Origin of the sequence: Idiomarina sp. Sol25 (assembly GCF_033052775.1) — a bacterium.
Taxonomy (GTDB): Bacteria; Pseudomonadota; Gammaproteobacteria; order Enterobacterales; family Alteromonadaceae; genus Idiomarina.
In genome coordinates this window covers 56066-75546 of the sequence record NZ_JAUPEW010000005.1, presented here as the reverse complement: position 1 = coordinate 75546, position 19481 = coordinate 56066, and the positions used below count along the sequence as shown (strand labels likewise).

Annotated in this window: 16 protein-coding genes; 7 read left to right on the top strand and 9 right to left on the bottom strand. The window is 47.3% G+C overall.

Annotated features, from left to right (window positions below):
• Positions 1-74: 74 nt before the first annotated feature.
• The 4 genes from Q5L94_RS08855 to Q5L94_RS08840 all read right to left on the bottom strand — a co-directional run bounded on the left by Q5L94_RS08855 (position 75) and on the right by Q5L94_RS08840 (position 6278).
• On the bottom strand, positions 75-1976 hold the full coding sequence (locus Q5L94_RS08855) for a cytochrome c/FTR1 family iron permease (protein ID WP_317498079.1): 1902 nt from the start codon (positions 1974-1976) through the stop codon (positions 75-77).
• A gap of 114 nt (positions 1977-2090) precedes the next feature.
• Positions 2091-2765, bottom strand: a complete 675-nt coding sequence (locus tag Q5L94_RS08850) for an SDR family oxidoreductase (RefSeq protein WP_317498078.1) — start codon at positions 2763-2765, stop codon at positions 2091-2093.
• Between the two features lie 144 nt (positions 2766-2909).
• A complete protein-coding gene (gene katG, locus Q5L94_RS08845; protein WP_317498077.1) occupies positions 2910-5090 on the bottom strand; it encodes a catalase/peroxidase HPI in 2181 nt (726 codons plus the stop codon).
• 153 nt (positions 5091-5243) lie between these two features.
• The gene (locus Q5L94_RS08840) at positions 5244-6278 is read right to left on the bottom strand and encodes a DUF418 domain-containing protein (RefSeq protein WP_317498076.1); all 1035 of its coding nucleotides are present in this window, start codon (positions 6276-6278) and stop codon (positions 5244-5246) included.
• Positions 6279-6554: 276 nt separating this feature from the next.
• Between Q5L94_RS08840 and Q5L94_RS08835 the strand changes: the two genes are divergently transcribed.
• Both Q5L94_RS08835 and Q5L94_RS08830 read left to right on the top strand, forming a co-directional pair.
• Complete coding sequence (locus tag Q5L94_RS08835; RefSeq protein ID WP_317498075.1) at positions 6555-7202, top strand: class I SAM-dependent methyltransferase; 648 nt, start codon at positions 6555-6557, stop codon at positions 7200-7202.
• Between the two features lie 41 nt (positions 7203-7243).
• The gene (locus tag Q5L94_RS08830; protein ID WP_317498074.1) at positions 7244-7750 is read left to right on the top strand and encodes a macro domain-containing protein; all 507 of its coding nucleotides are present in this window, start codon (positions 7244-7246) and stop codon (positions 7748-7750) included.
• 11 nt (positions 7751-7761) lie between these two features.
• Here Q5L94_RS08830 and Q5L94_RS08825 read toward each other — a convergent pair whose 3' ends face one another.
• The 4 genes from Q5L94_RS08825 to Q5L94_RS08810 all read right to left on the bottom strand — a co-directional run bounded on the left by Q5L94_RS08825 (position 7762) and on the right by Q5L94_RS08810 (position 14224).
• Entirely contained in the window at positions 7762-8319 is a 558-nt protein-coding gene (locus tag Q5L94_RS08825) for a nicotinamidase (RefSeq protein WP_317498073.1), read from the bottom strand.
• A gap of 25 nt (positions 8320-8344) precedes the next feature.
• Positions 8345-9691, bottom strand: a complete 1347-nt coding sequence (locus Q5L94_RS08820) for a nicotinate phosphoribosyltransferase (RefSeq protein WP_317498072.1) — start codon at positions 9689-9691, stop codon at positions 8345-8347.
• A gap of 154 nt (positions 9692-9845) precedes the next feature.
• Positions 9846-11654 (bottom strand): phytase, encoded by a 1809-nt coding sequence (locus Q5L94_RS08815; RefSeq protein WP_317498071.1) that lies wholly within the window; start codon positions 11652-11654, stop codon positions 9846-9848.
• A gap of 29 nt (positions 11655-11683) precedes the next feature.
• The gene (locus Q5L94_RS08810) at positions 11684-14224 is read right to left on the bottom strand and encodes a TonB-dependent receptor (protein WP_317498070.1); all 2541 of its coding nucleotides are present in this window, start codon (positions 14222-14224) and stop codon (positions 11684-11686) included.
• 202 nt (positions 14225-14426) lie between these two features.
• Between Q5L94_RS08810 and Q5L94_RS08805 the strand changes: the two genes are divergently transcribed.
• From Q5L94_RS08805 to Q5L94_RS08795, 3 genes are all read left to right on the top strand, one after another.
• A complete protein-coding gene (locus Q5L94_RS08805; protein WP_317498069.1) occupies positions 14427-15332 on the top strand; it encodes a GGDEF domain-containing protein in 906 nt (301 codons plus the stop codon).
• Positions 15313-16371 (top strand): helix-turn-helix transcriptional regulator, encoded by a 1059-nt coding sequence (locus tag Q5L94_RS08800; RefSeq protein ID WP_317498068.1) that lies wholly within the window; start codon positions 15313-15315, stop codon positions 16369-16371. The genes Q5L94_RS08805 and Q5L94_RS08800 overlap by 20 nt, the downstream gene beginning before the upstream one ends.
• A gap of 194 nt (positions 16372-16565) precedes the next feature.
• Complete coding sequence (locus Q5L94_RS08795; protein WP_317498067.1) at positions 16566-17180, top strand: hypothetical protein; 615 nt, start codon at positions 16566-16568, stop codon at positions 17178-17180.
• Between the two features lie 23 nt (positions 17181-17203).
• Here the strand turns inward: Q5L94_RS08795 and Q5L94_RS08790 are convergent, their stop codons facing one another.
• Positions 17204-17452 (bottom strand): hypothetical protein, encoded by a 249-nt coding sequence (locus Q5L94_RS08790; RefSeq protein ID WP_317498066.1) that lies wholly within the window; start codon positions 17450-17452, stop codon positions 17204-17206.
• A 137-nt stretch (positions 17453-17589) separates the two neighbouring features.
• Here Q5L94_RS08790 and Q5L94_RS14270 point away from each other — a divergent pair, with 137 nt between their 5' ends.
• Positions 17590-17745 carry a potassium-transporting ATPase subunit F gene (locus Q5L94_RS14270; RefSeq protein ID WP_411161935.1) on the top strand — a complete coding sequence of 52 codons (156 nt, stop codon included), beginning with the start codon at positions 17590-17592 and terminating at the stop codon, positions 17743-17745.
• A 9-nt stretch (positions 17746-17754) separates the two neighbouring features.
• Positions 17755-19479: a potassium-transporting ATPase subunit KdpA gene (gene kdpA, locus Q5L94_RS08785; protein WP_317498065.1), complete on the top strand. Its 1725-nt coding sequence runs from the start codon at positions 17755-17757 to the stop codon at positions 19477-19479.
• Positions 19480-19481: the final 2 nt, after the last annotated feature.

Sequence of the window (19481 nt, the reverse complement as noted above, 5' to 3'; positions counted from 1 at the left end):
TAAAAACTTAACCAGGGAGTATTGCCAAACAATGTTAAGTTGTGGTGCATGTTAAAGACTTAATATGACAGTTTTTAGACGACTTTATTCAATTTTGATGAAATCTGCCGTTTAAATAAAACCATCACAAGAATCAAATACACCAGTTGCGCACTTAAAGTCTCCCAGCTGGCGTAAATACCCAGCCAGTCAAAGGTGACATCCACTGGAAACGCCGTATGACTAAACCAGGCAGCTTCCTGCAGGGCACTAATGCCTTTGCCCAGCAAAATAAAGACCAGAGCCAGAATGATGTACGTTGTGAACTTGAAAAACGTATTCATTGGCAGTTTGACTGAGTATTTAATGACAGCCCAGGCCACCAGCGCCAGAACCACCAGGCCAAAGACAAAACCGTAGCCGACACTGCTGCCATTGTCCTGCGCCTGCAACAATAAAGACTGATAGAACAATACAGTTTCAAACACTTCTCGATACACGGCTAAAAAGGCAAGACCGGCAAGACCCCATAAAGCGCCCTGCTTTAGCTGAGTCTGAACTTTTTCCTGAATAAAGCGTTGCCACTGCTGCGACTGGGTTTTGCTGTGCATCCAGTTACCCACATAGAACAGTATAACGGCGGCCAGCAGCGCGGCGCCACCTTCAATAATCTCACGGCTGGCACCACTAATGCTGATAAAGTATTCCGCCACCAGCCAGGTGCCAACACCCGCAATCAGCGCCGTGAGCCATCCCGCGTGCACATAACGCAGACCGTCTTTGCGTCCGGAACGCGCCAGTACTGTGCCAATTGCCAGCACAATGAGTAAGGCTTCAAGCCCTTCGCGTAACAGAATAACGACGCTTGCCGCAAACAATGCAGACTCTGAAAGCTGATCTTCCGACAGTGTATTCGCCGCGACGTCCAGTTCCCGTTGCAACTGCGCTGTCATTTGCTCTACCTGCTGCAGCTTGCCGGGTTTGCTGATAACCCCACGCAACGCCATCATGTCACGCTCTATGGTCCGCATTAGCTCCGGAGCTTTGGCATTAAGGGAGTTTTCAGCTAACTCGAAACCATCGAGATACGCCGAAATAGCCAACCGCTTAGCTTCGCTGTAATTGTCTTGTTGGTACGCCTTTAAAGCCTGACCAAGGGTTGTCTGGGCAATTGCAATAGGACTGTTTACTGAGCTTTCAGAAAAGTAATTACGGGCGTGAGTACGCGAGTAATCAATAGCGTTAGACGAAATACCGCGCTGCAATAAGGTATTTGGGCTGTAATTAATGAGTTCGTTCAACGCGACTTTTTGCTCAGAGTCAGCACTGTCATTAAACGCCAGACTGCCCACGTAAAAGGTTAACGCCCACCGCTCTTCTTCGCTTAAATGGCTAAAAGACGCCATTGCCGTACCGTCGATGCCATCGGAAACAGCGTCAAATAACCCCAGTAATGAGCGATTATTAGCGCGCTCACGATCGGTAAAGTTAGTCGGCGCAGGCTCCAGTCCGGCTGCACCGGGACCATCTCCCTGGCCACTCGCACCATGACAGGCAGCACAATTTTGTTGAAATAGCTGTTTCACCTGCGCTTCACTTGCCAATTTCGATGGCAGACTTAATTTTGGCAGAGCCGACAACAGGGTGTCTCTTAGCTCACTGGTTAGCGTAACCACCGCTTCCGGATCGGCTTTATCATTAATCAGCTGCTTGAGCTTATCCACCAGCTGACGCATTTCGGCTTGCACCGCCTGCGGCGCCTGTTCAGTCTTTTCACCAATGAGGCCGGCGAACTCGTTCATTTCACTGTATTCATCGGGGTTAATGACTTGTCCGTTGGCTACCGCTTCGGAATAATCTACGCCAACGTATTCCGCCAATTGCAATAACTGACGCATATCAGAACTTTGAGTATCCGCTGAAGAACTGGCCAAAGCCTGACCGGAGAAAAGTAATGTGCCTATTAAGGCAATAGGGAAAAAGAATCGGGAAAACACGAGTACTCCTCAAGGCTCATGTCATAATCAGACTTCAAATTATACAGGAGCCTTGAGGGGGATTAAATGATAACTATTGTCGTTTATCTATAATGTCTCTTAACCTGAGCTGAATCAATACGCTGGCATTAAGAACATTTCACGCACACAATTACGCGAATTGGCATTTATTGAGTACAACACCGCGTCAGCAACGTCTTCAGGGTCTAGTTTGTCCGGCTTAGGTTCGTCGAAAAACGGCGTATTAACCATACCCGGGGCTATGGTTGTACAACGGCCGTTCCACTCTTTCATTTCTTCGGCCAGGTTCTGGGCAAAGCCATGAACGAACCACTTAGTCGCACCATAAACCGAACCTTTTAGTGTAATTCGCCCGGCGGCAGAGCCTGTCATCAAAAAGTGGCCGGTAGTTTTACGCAAGTGCGGCAAGGTCAGTTTAGCCGTGTACAGAAGACCATTGATGTTCACATCCACCATAGACTTCCATTCATCCGGGTCGCCCTCTTCGGTTCCTGCGCTCGAAACCCCGGTTCCGGCGTTAGCAAATACCGCATCCAGCTGACCAAATTTATCAACGCCCTGCTTTACAGCCTCGGCTAACTCGTCATAATTTCCGGCATCGGCAGCCACGCCAATGGCATTATCCGCACCAAACTCCTTAACCAGCGCATCCAGTTTTTCTTTCCGACGCGCCGTTAATATCAGTTTTAACCCCTCTTTCGCCGCTTTTCGGGCAGTAGCTTCACCAATACCGCTTGAGGCACCTGTTATCAATAATACTTTGGACATACTTCCTCCTTAAGTTCGTATTTCTACCTCTATTGTACTCTTCTGCTTCGCTTAGCGATCAACGACCCACCAACGAAACCATGGAGAACAAAAAAGGGGCGCTTAATACTAAGCGCCCCTTTTCATTAACCAGCTAATTCAGTATTAAGCTAAATCAAAACGGTCTGCGTTCATGACTTTAGTCCAGGCTTTCACAAAGTCTTTTACAAACTTCTCCTGGTTGTCGTCTTGAGCGTACAACTCTGAATATGAACGTAGAATAGAGTTTGAACCGAAGACTAAGTCAATGCGGCTTGCTGTCCACTTCAGCTCGTCAGTTTTGCGATCGCGAACTTCGTAATGGTCATCCGCTTTCTTCCAGACATTGTTCATGTCGGTCAGATTAACGAAAAAGTCGTTAGTTAAGGTACCGACACGGTCAGTAAATACACCGTGCTCAGACTCACCGTAGTTCGCACCTAAAGCACGCATACCACCGACAAGAACCGTCATTTCTGGTGCCGTTAAGCCCATCAAATGGGTGCGATCCAGCATCAGCTCTTCCGCCGGTACCGCGTAATCTTTTTTCAGATAGTTACGGTAACCGTCATGCAATGGCTCTAAAGGCTCAAAGCTTTCTACATCGGTCTGTTCGTCGGTTGCATCACCACGGCCCGGCGCGAATGGAACCGTTACGTTATAACCAGCATCTTTTGCAGCTTTCTCAACGGCTGCCGTACCGCCAAGTACAATCAAGTCGGCCAAGCTGACTTTTTTATCCAGCGTCGACTGCAGTTCTTCTAGTACACGAAGGACTTTGTGCAGCTTTTCCGGTTCGTTACCGTGCCAGTCTTTTTGCGGCGCTAAGCGAATGCGAGCGCCATTTGCGCCGCCACGGAAATCCGAACACCGGAAGGTACGTGCGCTATCCCATGCGGTAGAAATCAGCTCGTAAGAGGTTAACTCTGTGTTTAATAATTTCTCTTTCAAGTCAGCAATTTCTTGCTCGCTTAGGGTGTAATCCACTTTCGGAATCGGGTCCTGCCAAACCAGGTCTTCTTCAGGCACGTCCGAGCCTAAATAACGGTCTTTTGGACCCAAGTCGCGGTGCGTCAGTTTGAACCAGGCGCGGGCGAATACATCGGCAAAATACTCAGGGTCGTTATAAAACTTCTCTGCAATTTTGCGATAGTCCGGATCCATTTTCATTGCCATATCAGCGTCTGTCATAATGGGGTTATGGCGAATGGACGGATCTTCGACGTCAACTGGCTTGTCTTCCTCTTTAATATCGATAGGCTCCCACTGCCACGCACCGGCCGGGCTTTTCTTCAGTTCCCACTCGTAGTTAAACAGCAGGTAGAAGTAACCGTTGTCCCACTGAGTTGGGTTGGTCGTCCAGGCGCCTTCAATACCACTGCTCATGGTGTCGCGACCAACGCCTTTGCCGCCGCTGTTGCGCCAGCCCATGCCCTGCTCTTCCACATCTGCCGCTTCCGGCTCAGGACCTAAGTTCTCTTCTTTACCATTACCGTGACACTTACCCACAGTATGGCCACCTGCGGTTAACGCACAGGTTTCTTCGTCGTTCATTGCCATACGTTTAAAGGTTTCGCGTACGTCTTTTGCGGAACGAAGCGGGTCAGGCTGACCGTCAACGCCTTCAGGGTTCACGTAAATTAAGCCCATTTGCACTGCGGCCAGTGGGTTCTCCAGTGAATCACGCTTTTCATCTGAACTGTAACGGTTTTTCGTTTCCGCCAGCCATTCTTTCTCGCTACCCCAGTAAGTGTCTTCTTCAGGGTGCCAGATGTCCTCACGACCACCGGCAAAACCAAAGGTTTTAAGACCCATGGACTCATAAGCCATAGTACCGGCCAAAATGAACAAGTCAGCCCAAGACAATTTGTTGCCGTATTTTTTCTTAATTGGCCACAATAGCCGACGCGCTTTGTCTAAGCTTACGTTGTCCGGCCAACTGTTTAACGGCGCGAAGCGTTGGTTACCTGTACCGCCGCCGCCACGGCCATCAGCTAATCGGTAAGAACCCGCCGAGTGCCAGGCCATACGAATCATTAAACCACCATAATGGCCCCAGTCTGCTGGCCACCACTCCTGGCTGTCGGTCATAAAGTTTTTCAGATCTTGCTTTAACTCTTCTAAGTCAATTTTTTTGAACTCTTCCGCGTAGTTAAAATCTTCATCCATTGGGTTGGCTTTGGTGTCGTGCTGACGCAGAATTTCCAGCTTCAACGAGTTTGGCCACCAATGGGTGTTTGTTTTCTTCTCAGAGGTCATGCTGCCGTGCATGATAGGGCATTTACCGCCACCACTTGATTTAGTCATTTAGCTTTCCTTATTTTCTGTGCTCAAATCGATTACTTGTTATGTAAGTTATAGCAACACACAGTGACATACTCAAAGGCAAGATTTCGTTTGCTTTGATAGGTTTTATAGATACAGCTCAAATAAGAGGGTGGATCGGAATGCCGCTAACACTCAACGTCTCACTTTTTTGAATGTTTGCCAGCGACCATAGGTAGCCAAGCGCCATAGCCACTCGAAAGGCCCATAGTTAAAGTACTGCAGCCACCACTGACTTAATGTCAACTGACAGAGCCAAAAAGCGAGAGCCAGTAACATCATTTCAAACCTCCCCAGCTCGCCATATAAGCCAAATCCGTAGCCATAGAATAACGTGGTGAAACACAAGGATTGCAGTAAATAATTTGTCAAAGCCATACGGCCAGCCGGAGCCATATTCTTCAAAATACAATTCTGCTTTTTATTACGACAAAACATTAAAGCAATAAAAGCCATATAAGCTACGCACAACCCTAAAGACGAAATTTGCATTAACGAATAAAGCAAAGCCGCATTAACTGTCGGCAAAATCATTTCAGTAGCCGGTAAGGCACTTGCGTATAGCGCAGCGGAAATTCCCGGTATTCCTCCCCAAATGATGAGCTTGTTATAAACTTTAGTTTGGGGCTCGGAGCTTGTAAAAACCCCACTCCGACTAAGAGCTGCGCCCAGAAGGAATAGCCCCAGAAAGGTCGAAATTGTAAAGACAATCTCACTGCTAAAAATTAAAGCAAATTCCTCAATACGTGCTTCAGTTACTTTTTCATAAACGCCAGTGGCATATGCCTCGCTGGCAAAACTTGCCACCTCAGATAAAGAGCTTTGCATTTCGTTAACATCTATCTGATATTGCTGTATTTCTTCTGACGATTGGCTCGAAGAGTGAATTGAAACTGCAGATAACCATAAAAGCGCAACGGGCAAAGCGATAAAAAATAATCCCCACTTCCACAGCCTGCTCGCAGAGGTTCTGACAAAAAACAATAGAAACAGTCCGGCTATAGAATAGATGAATAAAATATCCCCCGCCCAGACAAAAACAGCATGGGCTACACCAATAAGACCAAGCACTATGATACGCCGGAAGAACAACCACTTCGGTAAATTGCTTTTTTGCTTCGCTCTGTCATAAAAAATGACAAAACCAATACCGAATAATAAGGAAAACATGGTGTAGAATTTTCCTTCGGCAAAAACAAAAAGGCTCCAGGCTATCGCGTAATCAATGCCACTTTCGTTACCTTCAACGCCTAATGAAATCGTTGTTAGAGGGCTTTGAAAAAACGCCATGTTCATCAACAAGATACCCAGCAAAGAGAAGCCTCTGAGAATGTCGAGTAACTCAATGCGCTGACTGGAATTTATAGAACACGCTGTCATATTTCTCTGGTCGGTTACCGTCATCAAAAACTAGCTTACTCGAAATCTCTGAGGTAGCATACCCCCATGCAATGTACTCTATGTTCCTCAATATCCCAGCCTTTTTGTGCAGATAAAAAGTGTCAGTATTTTCGCTGCACGGAGTGCGACCTTATTTTCGCAGACCCTGACACCCTGCTGTCTCAAGCCGAAGAGAAGCTCATTTACGACTATCATGAAAATGGCCCAAACGATCTTGGCTACCGTGCGTTTTTAAACCACCTGACAACCCCCTTACTGGAGAAACTGTCTCCGGGTATGAAAGGTCTTGATTTTGGTTCCGGCCCCGGTCCAACATTGAACCTGATGCTTGAAAAACAGGGAATGAAGATGTCTGTTTATGACATCTATTATGCGCCGGATACCGGTCAGCTGAGTTGTCAGTACGACTTTGTCACCTGCACCGAAGTCGCAGAACACTTTCGGGAGCCCGATAAGAGCTGGGCGCAGTTAATTGGCCTGATCAAACCCGGCGGCTGGCTGGGAGTAATGACCTGCATGTTCACAAAAGAAACGGCTGACGACTTTAACCTGTGGAGCTACAAAGGAGACCCCACCCATATCAGCTTTTACACACCAGAAACCATACAGTGGATAGCCCGGCATTTCCGGTTAGAACTTGAAATAGTCAATGATCGTGTCATTTTGTTTAGGAAAAACAAAGTCGCTCTTTGAATCTAATGCACTATCTTATAAAAAGGACGGCACGGAGGACGATGATGAAATACGAATGTGTACACGGTGATATTAACCAACAAACTGAAATAGAAGCCATTGTTAACGCTGCGAACGCCAAACTGCAAACGGGTGGTGGTGTCGCCGGAGCTATTCACAGAGCAGCTGGCCCGGAACTTGAGAAAGCGACACGCTCGCTAGCGCCGATTAAACCAGGGGAAGCCGTAATAACTGAGGCGTTCGATCTGCCCAATAAGTACGTTATCCATTGCTTAGGCCCGGTATACGGCTCGGATGAACCCAGCGATAAGTTGCTGGCAGACTGCTATAGAAATGCTCTGGAGTTAACCGAAAAGCACAAAATCGAGTCTATTGCTTTTCCGGCCATATCAACTGGCGCTTTTGGTTACCCTTTCGAAGAAGCAACAGATTTAGCAATAAAAACTGTAAAAGCGCATGTTGAAAAGCTCAGCCATCTCAAGTTGATACGTTTTGTTTTATTCAGTGACAGTGACTTCGCCTATTATCAACAAGCGCTTAATAATTGATTCCTGGATGATTATTTAAAGATAACACCTGCCTCTCTGAGCCCTTCTCTGGCTTTCTCAGCGTCGGCTCTATCGATAAAGCGGGTGCCCTCTTCCACTAAAATGGTTTCATAGTCATTTTTTGCAGCGTCTACCGCCGTAGCTTTTACACACACTTCCAGAGCCAGGCCGACAACCCATACGCGTTTGATATTCAGATGCACAAGCTCCGAAACCAGCCCTGTTTTATCGAACGCAGAATATTGATCAATATCGAAGCGAGTCCCTTTAGAGACTAAACGGGCGTTCTTGGGCACAATAAGATCAGGGTGAAACTCAGCGCCCTTGGTATCCTGTACACAATGCTCGGGCCATGGCCCGCCGCGCTCGTCAAAACTCACATGATGGCGCGGATGCCAGTCTCTTGAAACAAAGACCGGAATGCCCGCCTCCTGAGCCTGAGCGCTCAGTGCATTAATAACGGGCACAACCTCGTCGCCTTCATCCAGCGCCAGCTTGCCGCCCGGACAAAAATCGTTTTGTACATCCACAATGATCAGTGCATCGTTTTGTTCAAAAATCGCTTTCATGAATATCCTCCGCTTAAAACCTGGGCTAACCCTCTTGTTTAAGGTGTTCGGTTATTTCTTTCTGGTAGCTCGCTAGCTTATCGCTTATCTCGACCGGATAAGATTTCTCCTTGCTGCTTATCGAGGAGACGTACTCGGGTAACTTACTTAACTGTTGCTGCGCGTACTGTCGAATTTCTTCAATGTCGCGCTGGTGAGAAGGCAACCTTTTGCCGCTATGCATCACTTTTTTCAGCAATGGTTCTCCGGGTAACTGCTCTTCTGCACGAGCAATAATGTCGCGGCGGAAGCTGTCTCCAGCCTCGCGAAAAACTTGCTTTTCGCCGGGCAGGACAGGCTTGCCACTGGAAAGCTTCAAACGCCCCTTACCCGCGTATTCAACCAGTTTGTAGGCCATATCAAGTGCCGCTGCGTCGTCGGAGACACCCATACCGGTGCCGACACCAAAACCATCAATTGGTGCTTTGTCAGCTATTAGCTGAGCAATTTTATGTTCATCCAGTCCGCCGCTGGCAATAATTTCTAAATGGTTAAGATTATGTTCGTCCAGCAGCTTTCTGGCTTTAACAGCAAGCTCACCCAAATCACCGGAGTCCAGCCGAATGCCTTTTACTTTAAAGTCATCGCCCAGCTCATTGGCCAACTGAATAACTTTTTCTACGCCTTTTAAGGTATCGATGGTATCTATCAGTAAGATCGTTTCTGGAAATACTTTGGTGAAGTTTTTTAATGCCTGATATTCGGAGTCATGAGCCTGAATATAGCTGTGCGCCATGGTACCGGCTACGGGTAAACCATAAGTTCGCGCAGCCAGCATATTTGAGGTGGCTGCAATACCACTTAAATACAGTGCCCGGCTGCCTTTTTTGCCGGCATCGATGCCATGTACCCTGCGTGCACCAAAGTCCAGAACCGGCCGCTGCTCTGCCGCGTGGGCAACTCGTGCTCCCTTTGATGCCAATAGGGTTTGCAGGTGTATCTGATTCATTACCAGTGTTTCAATAAGCTGCGCCTGTGGCAGCGGTGCTTTAACCTCAACAATGGGTTCGTTTTCAAAGAATACCGTACCCTCAGGAAGCGCTCTGACCTGCCCGGTAAACTCAAAATAGCGAAGATAATCGATAAGCTGTTGAGAGAAGTTTTGCTCTTTTAGGTAGCGCAAATCGTCATCGCTGAACGACAGATTTTCAATGGTTTCAAGCAAGGGAGCTAACCCCGCGGCCAGAAGAAACTTTCGCTCATTCGGAAGCCGCCGGACAAACAACGTAAAAACCGCGTCCTCTTGCATGCCTTCCTGTAAATACGCATCGAGCATTGTGAGCTGATACAAATCTGTGAACAGTCCAAGATCTTGCCGCTCAGTACCTGTCATAGCTTTCCTCTATTTAGAGTCTTTGCACTAAGTCTAGACAATGCACTCGCTTTTATGTAGCCAGAAAGCAGCAACTTCAGGCAGTAAGAAAAAAGCCGCCCGACAGCTTTAACTACCGGACGGCTTTGTCAGTAAGTATGTAAGAAGTAACTACTTACTTAATGGTTTTCAGAATATTCTCTAAGGGCACCAGTTTAAGGTTCTGACCCGCTTCCGGCATGCGGTTACGTCCGTCCTGAACAATAAAAGCGCCTTGCTCAAACCCTTTACCCAGAGACTGAGTTGTTACGTCAATGCCATCGGTTTCTGATGCGCCATCAATAGCTAACTCGGTATTGGTGCGAATACGAAAGTGCGACAGCAACGACCAGGGCGCCTGCCCTTCAAACACAATGTAACTGTCGTTGCCCTGACTGGAAAGAAACAACAAGTCCCGACCATCAACATTGGCAAAAGTGACGCCTTCAATATCCGCGACCAGCTCTTCGTGTTGGTCAACAAAGATAACCGGTTCACCGGAGGTTGAACCATCAGCAGCGGCATCAAATAACCATACCGCGGCATCCTCTTCACCAACGAATAAACGTTGTGTTTTGTCATCCACCACACAACCTTCAGGCTGAGAAGGAACGCTCAATTCTCTTACTTTTTCCATCTTGCCGTCGTTGCTTATAACAAACTGCTGAATAACACCCGATTTGCCGTTTACATAAACAGAGGCCTGTTCTGTCGCTTCGTTATAACCCATGCAAAGACCGTAAATTTCTTCAATGTCAGTGAGGGTATTAGTGCCAACCGAAAGCCCTCCGTCTGCGCTAATATCGAACAGTTGCAGGCTGTTGTTGTCACGCAAAGAAGCGACTGCCCAGGAGCCACGGACATCGACATTATTGAGGCGGCCTACAGGGAGTTCCTGAACAATGTTACCAGACATGTCATAAACATAGAGACCTGTACGCTTATCTGTAGCCAAAATGCGGCTTTTCTCAGGTGCTTCCGGGTGTACCCAAACAGCGGGATCATCAATTGCGTCACCGCGTAACGGTGAGGGTTCAGTTTGCAGGGTTGCCTCAACCTGAGACACTGGCTTTTTAACCGGGCGCTGTTTTGACTCCAGAGTATCAATGGTCAGCTTGCTCATTGCCGTCATGTCTTCTTCTGTCAGTAATAGCTCGCCATTTCCTAAATCAGACACATCGGTTAGTGCTTCAGCGTCGTCAATTGCAAAGGCTTTATCAAATTTAAAACCCTGCTCATTCTGGCGATACACCAACAACCGCGGCGGCTCTTCTTCAAGCACCAGCAAACTTCCATCATCTAGCAACTCCAGCGCTTTCACTTCGCCTTCAATAACCCCAAAAGGCTTGGCTGCTGCAATTAAGTCGCGCCCCTGATCCACTTCCGGCTCTGCGTTATACGCCCACACAGCCTGATCCGCTTCGGCAACGTACAGCTTTTGTTCCGCGTTCGATACAACACAAGCCGTACTGTCAAAAGGTACGTTCATATTGCGGACAACCAGCGGTTCTTTTAGCCACTTTTCGTCCTGCTTTAACAACCGCTGTTCTGCACCGCCACGACCGCCAAGCAGAAATACAGACAGTTGCTGGTTTTCGTTACTCTCGTAAAAGCAGATATCCTCTACCACGCGGCTGGTAATTTCGCCCTTCCACACCGGCTGTACATCTTTGCCGCTAGCACGCCAGAGAAACAGCTCCTGAGTGTTACCTTCCATTGCTCCAACTAAAGTTTCACCATTACTTAACGGCATAGTCCGTAGATGGAAAAAGTCACCTTCAGCAACGCGTTTATCACCCAGGCTTAGTCCATCAGCAGTAACTTTCAGGTAGTCATTATTCAGTGCGACTTTATGGCGAAGATTCGTTTCTGTCGCTGACGTACCGCAAGCGACAAGTAGCATCAAACTTGATGCTACTGCGCTTAAAATCATTTTATTTCTCATAGTTATCCTTTAAATACCGTTATTTCGTATTACCAGTTAATTAGCTGCACACCCAGAGTAAAGCTGCGGCCATAGCTTTCGTACTGCGCGTTATAGCTCTTCTGGCCGGTGTAAACATAGTAAGGTTCGTCGGTAATGTTGTTAGCCGCAAAGCTAAGGCTGACATGGTCGTTAATTAGCCATTTTGCGGAGAAGTCCAGAGTCAAATTGTCGTCTTCGTAAATGTCGTAACGGCTGTCTTCAACGTCACCAAGCTCGGCCAGATACTTCGACTTGTAGTTAGCAGCCAAGCGTAAGCTGACATCATAAACTTCGTAGCCAAGCGCAAAGTTTGCTGTGGTATCAGACTGGCTCGGCAGTTGGATGTCCCGCGACACAAGCTGACCGTCGTCAGTCCAGTCAACGGTTGCTTCCGAGTCGGTGAAAGTCAGGTTGGTATTGATTAAGAAGTTATCCAGCCAGTTATCAAAACCAGACACCTGGTGCACAAAGTTAATTTCCAAACCATAAACATAGGCGTCATCACCGTTGATGTAAGTTACGGCTTCATCAAAGTTTTCGTAACCCGGGCGCCCGGCAACATCGGCCTCATAGACAAAGTTTTCAATGTCTTTGTAAAAGGCCATGGCGGAAATAACGCCCAGAGTGTCGTCGTAATGCTCAATACCGAAATCGAGGTTCTGCGTGGTTAATGGTTCAAGTTCCGGGTTACCAAATTCAGCCTTCAGGTCGCCGTCGTCATTTTCCAGATAGTAGCTGGATCTGACCTGTTCAAAGTTTGGTCTGACAAGACCAGTGCTGTAGGCCGCACGAATAATAGTGTCATTACTTAAATCGTAGCGAGTCACCACACTGGGTAGCCAGTTTGCATCGCTGAATTTGTCCGAAATCGGTGTAAAGGTTTCCAGTTCGTCGTCATAACGGTTACCACGACCCTCTCGTTCCTCATGTTCATAACGCGCGCCAGCAATAACCTGCCACTTGCCAAAGCCCATGTCGGCCATCAGGTAACCGGCACTGATGTCTTCATCAATTTCGTAAGAGGCGATTCTCGATTCAACTTCATCCCGGAAATTTTGTAACTCGAAGGTATTAACCATATCCCAGAGTTTGTCGGCGGAAGCGCCGGGGCCAAACCGATCCAGGCCATACTCAACATTTGACGAGGTTTCGTAGTCAGCAAGCGTTAGCCCGGTAACACCAAGGTCAGCAAAGTCTTCCATAATAAAGATGTTTTCTTCTGCTGACTTTTCACGCTGGCTTAACTTAATACCGCCTTTAAAGGTGACCTGATAGCTGGGTTGTAACCAGTCATAAGCCACATCCAGCTTAACGTTCTTTTCTGTTTCTTCGGTGTAGGCGTCACTCACTTCGACTTCATCGAGTTCGTACTCTGACGCCTGATAAGCAGTATCTGGCGCGTTCAGTTGCAAGCGCTTCAGACCTGAGTAGCCCAGTCCGTCATCGAATTCCTGTTTGAATTTAGCGCCACCAATAGCAAAAGGCTGATCTTCGCTGGCTTTGCTGGTACCTGCCTCCAAAGTGACATGCCAGTCATCAAATTTCTGTTTAGTACCCAGCACAATTGCTGTAATTTCCTGGGTTTCTTTACGGTCTTTAAGCTCACGGACAATTTCACCGCCAGCACTAGCTTCTGCATCAATTGGATCAGAAAACTCAGTCACAATACCCTGACGAATTTCAGTATCGGCAAACTCACTGTACAGCGAGCGCAGGTAGAATTCGGAATCATCAGAAGGACGATAATCGAGGTTTAAGGCTAACCCGGTTCGCTCACGGGTAACCGAATAGGCACGTTGCTCAAATTCTTCCAGTCCCGGCTCATCCAAGTCCCAGTTACCGCCCGTTTCAACGTTGTCGGTAGTAAATGAGCGATCCTGATAGCTACCCGCAAAGGCGATACCAAAACTGTCCGCTTTATCGCCGACATCAAAGGTGTTACTAACAACGCCAGAAACTTTCGGGTTCGTTTCGCTGGCCTGCTCGTTATAACCAATATCGGTAGTAAAAGAGTAGAACGAGCCTTCGCGATCAAAGGCTGTCATGCTTTTCAGTTCAATATTCCCACCAAGGCTACCTGCAGAAATATCAGGGGTCAGCGTTTTGTTAACCACAACCGATTCCAACAAATCCGCCGGAATAACATCTAACGCTACCGCTCTGGTGCCCGCTTCAGGAGCGGCCAGGGAGGTACCGTTGTACGAAACCGAGTTCAAATCAGGTGCTAAGCCACGAATCCGAATAAAGCGTCCTTCACCCTGGTCTCGTTCTACAGATAGACCCGGAATTCGTTGTAATGCGTCACTAACGCTGTCGTCTTTCAGGTTACCCATGTCATCTTTTTTCAGAACATTGATAATACCGCCGGATTCTCGCTGCTCTTGCACAGCACGTTTAATTGAGTCGCTATAGCCAATAGTCAGTACTTCTTCAATTCGCTTTTCTTCGGCTGTTTTATCCGTACTCTCGTCCTGTGTTTCCTGAGCCATAAGCGGAGAGGAGGCGCCACATGAAACGGCAATAAGCCAAGCTAAGTATGTCTTCTTCATAATCATTCAAACCCTGTCGTTTTTTGATTGATGCGACATACCTTAAAAGCAAAAAGTGACAATATGAGGATGCATATCACCCACTTATGAGCTCTTTTGATGCGGGTCAGTTAAGCTCAGAAAGCGAGACCAGCGTCACCAAACTGTCACAACCTGAGGTTAGAGTGTCTTTTTTCTAAAGACGAGATATGCAGAGACTTCAATGCGAATGATTAATTTACGCTATATGAGCAACTGGCGAGTTCTGCTCATTGCCGTAGTGGTTCTGGTTTGTTTGCTGCTTAGCAGTCAACTGGGTGTAGTTAAACCCTATGAAATCGTTGATCCGCTGGACATTCTTGGCGAGGGTTCAACCCTGTTCCTGACCATTTTAATTGTCATATTTACGGTTACTGACCGGCCACGGGGAAATGTAACTAACCTCTTTTACAGCGGCGGTCTACTGCTTATTTTTTCCATGACGCTGGACGTATTAGACGAATTTTTTCGCTATCCGGATGCACTGCGGTTACTAAGCTGGCTCGAGTCCTTTCCGCTTCCGGTGGGGCTGATCATCATCAGTTTTGCCGCTGCACAATGGCGGCGTGAAAACAAAATGCTGTCGCGACAACTTATGGTACGCGAAAAAAACCTGAGGTCTCACCAGTGGGTCGACCCTTTAACCTCGCTATACACCACCCCTTATTTTATCAAGCTGGTTGAGCGGGAAATAGCGTTACAAAACAGTACTGATGCAGAGTCGACTGTACTGGTTAGCGTTAATTTCAAGAACTTCGCGCAGTATAATCATGAAATGGGTACAAAAGCCGGAGACGAACTCCTGCATCAGGCCAGCGAGTTAATGGTGTTACTGCTAAGGCCTCAGGACTGTCTGTGCCGGGAACACAGTGACCATTTCTTAATACTGCTTCCGCAAACTCGCTTATCTCAGGCCGACAGGTTAATGAAGGTTATAGCTCAGAATCTAAACTCCGAACTTGAGTTACCCAATTACATGAGTGTGGAAGTGCATACTCACCGCGTTGAAGAACTCTCAGCTGTTGATGCAATTACTGCATTACACACGCAAGTTGAGGAGATGACTCACTATGCGCCCCTGGCCAACTAGCGACCAGCGCCGTTTGCTTGGTAAGCCCTTTATTCGGGCTCTGCTGCCACTTGCCGAGAGGCGCGGCATTTCCTCTTCGGAGCTTTTCAGGGGCACCTCATTATCTGAACAGAAACTGCAAATAAACAACTTTCGGCTTACCGACCATGAAATGCTGTTGTTACTGACGTCTGCCGAAGAAAAAATTAACGACCCGCACTTATGGCAATTGGTTGTAGAAACACTGTTCAGTGACAGACTGAACCCACTGATTGACCTGACCGTTCATGCTCAAACCCTAAAGCAGGCGCTTATTCATTTGTCGCGCTTTCAAAGCCTGATACAACCTTTTTTATTTACCCCCACCCAGCGCTTTGAAAATTACTTACAACTGGACTTTATTCCGGTTGAAGGTCTTTCAGGGAAAATGAATCAACTCTGCTATTCTGCCAACTGTAAAATTGGTGTAGCAATACTTTTGATGCTGGGTAGAGCTCGAGGCTTAGCCGTTAACCAATGGCATGTTGCTCTGCCTGAGAATATTTCGCCCTTACCCACCTGGAAAAAATGGGTAAAAAAAGTAATCTCACGCCCTATTTGTGGACTCTTTATTCCGACGGAGCAACTTCAGGAACACTCGCCTGAGCGCAACTTAGTCCAATATCATCAAGCACTTAGCTTTTGCCAAATGCAGCATCAGACACAGGCTCAAGCCTCTGTCATGCTAAGCGTTTTTAAGTGGCTGGATTATCAGCTTAAAACGGACCATGACGTCTCGCTAACCGAGCTGGCAGCTGAAATTGGAATTAGCCTTTCCTCATGCAAACGCCTACTGGCGGGTCACGGCTACAGCTTTCAGCAAATATATGACCTGGTGCGGCTACACAAACTGCTGAACCTGCTGCAAAAACACCCCTACAGCAACGTCGAACTTGCGCAGAAGCTGGGCTACAGTAACCCCAACAACTTTCGACGCGCCTGCAAACGCTGGCTGGGCATTGTGCCCGACGAACTTCGTCAACAACACGCCACTTTATCCCTATCTAAGCCTACTTTGTGAGAACACCTGAGCGGTGAAAGCGTAAAGTTTAATAAATTTAAAAGCTCCCGTACTTGCTAACTAAGCTTCGGCGTGTAAAATGCGCGTCCCGCTAATCACACCTGGGCCCGCAGTCGTGACTTTCTCGTCACCCGTCGTTGGCATCAGAAATGTTTTGCTGTCGTTTCATATATGCTGGACAAAGAGATTTATACATGAAAAGAGCGTGTTCCCGTATCGCTTATGCCTTGGGCGAATTTTTTTTATTAACCTTTTTTGCACTTCTTCCTTTTATTGCGGTTTACCTCGACGCCATAGTTATTGGCAATAACCTCAACGAATTTTCGGTAACCGAAATTTCTCAGGAAACCCTGCTATTACTCACTGCCATCATTTTTTGGTACGGTACTTGGCAACATCCTGATAGTCGTGGATTTTTCGCGCTCGCAGGCGGATTTTTCACCTGTGCACTGATACGTGAATCCGATTCCTTCCTGGACGCCATATGGCACGGTTTCTGGGTTTGGCCTGCTACCATATTGAGCCTATCCACAGTTTTTTATGTCGTCATTTATTGCCAAAAATCAGTAATAAAACCGGCTTCTGAATTTATTGGAACAAAGCCTTACTTATTTATAGTCATCGGTTTAGTGACTCTGCTTGTTCTCAGCCGCACGTTAGGCAGTGGAAATTTACTCTGGAATGAAATTCTTGAGGAAGCCTACACCCAAAAGTTTAAGTCAATTTTGCAGGAAGGCCTGGAATTATTTGGTTATGTAAATATTGCTTATGGATCCGTTCTTTTATTTTTCAAACGCTACAACCCATAAGCAATAAGGTTTAAGCCGGCAACTTACTTCGGGGTACCGAACAGAATCTTGTCGGCTTGACCAGCTAACGCAATAATCATAGTTACAACCCAGGTTCCTAGTATCCACCAAAAAGTTGGCCAGGACATCCACGCCAGGTCTAAAAACAGCAATTCGAAAATCCAGACAATAAATGCCGCGAATAAAATCGACGGCAGAAAGACAACAAAAAGAACGCAAAGGGCTAAAGGTATCGTGCCCAGGGTTTTCATCCAGTTTAATAAAGAGGACATAATGGCTTCAGTTTAGTGAGAATGGACTGAAGCTACCTTGAGTTGATAGAGATATCAACTCACTCTGTGTTTTTAGATTTTTATTCCGCTATTTCGCCTGTTATTCGCCAAAATTACGAAATCTTTACGCCTCTTCAATGTTCCGTTCTAGAGAATTTACACCCACCCGCAATACATTGCCATTGTCTCAGTCATCAACAGAGGAAATTGACATGACTTGGTTATTGCTACTCATTGGCGTATCGCTATTGGCATATCTTGCCGTAGCGATGTTTGCCCCTGAAAAGTTTTAAGGGGGCTTTATGTTTGAAATTATTCTTATTATGGCGATTGCGGTCGCACTGGCTTATCCTTTAGGTCGCTACATGACCGGTGTATTCTCTGGCCAGGCGCACTTCTCCGATCGACTTTTTAACCCTATCGAAAAAGTTATTTATCGCTGTATTGGCATTAACCCCGGCGTTTCGATGACCTGGAAAAGCTACGGCGTCGCTTTTCTGTTAAGTAATCTCGTACTGGGCATCATTGCTTTTTTAATTTTGAAGTTCCAGCACGTGTTACCGATGAACCCTGACGACATTGGCCCGCTAAGCTGGGATTTGGCGCTTCACACCGCGGTTTCTTTCCTGACTAACACCAACCAACAGCACTACTCAGGTCAGGCACAACTGTCTTATCTGTCACAGGGCACCTTAATTGTTACCTTGCAGCTTGTAACTCCGGCTATGGGGCTGGCGGTCTGCGTGGCTATACTCCGCGGTATGGTCGGTGGTCGCGACGAAAAATTTGCCAAAGACGGTCAGGAGCGCGATTTAGGCAACTACTATGTTGACGTCGTTCGCGGCGTGGTGCGCGTACTTATTCCACTGGCAGCCGTTGTTGCGCTCATTCTGGCATCACAAGGTGTACCCAGTACCTTTAAAGGTGCTCAGAATGTCGAGACCCTGGACTCTCAGAGTGAAGTAACCGAACAAACAATTCCTGTTGGCCCGGTCGCTTCAATGGTGGCAATTAAACAACTGGGCACTAACGGTGGAGGCTGGTACGGACCCAACAGCAGCAACCCACTGGAAAATCCAACACCTGTATCGAATGCAGTCGAGACCATCGCGCTTGTACTTATACCCATGGGTGTTGTGTTTTTAGCTGGGGGCATGGTGCGGCGTAAAAAATTCGGAGTCATGTCATTTGTGGTGATGGCCGCATTCAGCGCCAGCTTCATCGGCCTGACGGTTTACAGCGAACTTCAACCTAATGCCGCATTCAATGAACTGGCAGCAGAAGGTCCCAACTGGGAGGGCAAGGAAACCCGGTTTGGCCCTGAACTGTCGGCACTCTGGGGTACCTTAACCACACAAAGCTCTAATGGTTCGGTTAACGCCATGCACGATTCGTTTAACCCCGTTGGCGGGCTTATGACTCGCTCGGGCATGCTTATTAACGGCATTTGGGGCGGCATAGGCTCAGGCTTTGTTAACTTTGTTATCTACGTCTGGATAGCCGTCTTCTTATCCGGGTTAATGATTGGTCGCACACCAGAGCTCTTTGGTAAAAAGGTGGAAACCCGCGAGATAACCCTGCTTGGCAGCCTTATTGTTTTGCCAACTATCGTTCTTCTTGGCTTTACTGCAATAACGGTTGCTCTGCCTGCACTCACGGGCAACAGCAACCCGGGTTTCCACGCCATTTCGCAGGTGTTTTATGAGTACACTTCTGCTTTTGCTAATAACGGTTCCGGCTTCGAAGGTTTAGGCGACGATACCGTATGGTGGAACATCACTTGCGTCATTGTGCTGATTCTAGGTCGCTATTTGCCCTTAATTATTCCGTTAGCAATAGCCGGAATGATGGCGAAAAAACGCACCATACCAACCAGCAAAGCAAGCTTAAGCGTCGAAAGTGTGACTTTTGGTGTCACTTTAGTCGCGGTCATTCTCATTCTTAACTTTCTTTCATTTCTTCCTGCGGCGGTTATCGGTCCTATTGGTGAAGCACTGCAGCTGGCATCATTTGGGGTGGAGGGCTAATC

Bases quoted from the DNA above. Each gene is read 5' to 3' on its own strand.
- Q5L94_RS08850 (WP_317498078.1), bottom strand. From the start codon at position 2,765: ATGTCCAAAGTATTATTGATAACAGGTGCCTCAAGCGGTATTGGTGAA.
- katG (WP_317498077.1), bottom strand. From the start codon at position 5,090: ATGACTAAATCAAGTGGTGGCGGTAAATGCCCTATCATGCACGGCAGC.
- Q5L94_RS08840 (WP_317498076.1), bottom strand. From the start codon at position 6,278: ATGTTTTCCTTATTATTCGGTATTGGTTTTGTCATTTTTTATGACAGA.
- Q5L94_RS08835 (WP_317498075.1), top strand. From the start codon at position 6,555: ATGCAATGTACTCTATGTTCCTCAATATCCCAGCCTTTTTGTGCAGAT.
- Q5L94_RS08830 (WP_317498074.1), top strand. From the start codon at position 7,244: ATGATGAAATACGAATGTGTACACGGTGATATTAACCAACAAACTGAA.
- Q5L94_RS08825 (WP_317498073.1), bottom strand. From the start codon at position 8,319: ATGAAAGCGATTTTTGAACAAAACGATGCACTGATCATTGTGGATGTA.
- Q5L94_RS08820 (WP_317498072.1), bottom strand. From the start codon at position 9,691: ATGACAGGTACTGAGCGGCAAGATCTTGGACTGTTCACAGATTTGTAT.
- Q5L94_RS08815 (WP_317498071.1), bottom strand. From the start codon at position 11,654: ATGAGAAATAAAATGATTTTAAGCGCAGTAGCATCAAGTTTGATGCTA.
- Q5L94_RS08810 (WP_317498070.1), bottom strand. From the start codon at position 14,224: ATGAAGAAGACATACTTAGCTTGGCTTATTGCCGTTTCATGTGGCGCC.
- Q5L94_RS08805 (WP_317498069.1), top strand. From the start codon at position 14,427: ATGCGAATGATTAATTTACGCTATATGAGCAACTGGCGAGTTCTGCTC.
- Q5L94_RS08800 (WP_317498068.1), top strand. From the start codon at position 15,313: ATGCGCCCCTGGCCAACTAGCGACCAGCGCCGTTTGCTTGGTAAGCCC.
- Q5L94_RS08795 (WP_317498067.1), top strand. From the start codon at position 16,566: ATGAAAAGAGCGTGTTCCCGTATCGCTTATGCCTTGGGCGAATTTTTT.
- Q5L94_RS08790 (WP_317498066.1), bottom strand. From the start codon at position 17,452: ATGTCCTCTTTATTAAACTGGATGAAAACCCTGGGCACGATACCTTTA.
- Q5L94_RS14270 (WP_411161935.1), top strand. From the start codon at position 17,590: ATGTTCCGTTCTAGAGAATTTACACCCACCCGCAATACATTGCCATTG.
- kdpA (WP_317498065.1), top strand. From the start codon at position 17,755: ATGTTTGAAATTATTCTTATTATGGCGATTGCGGTCGCACTGGCTTAT.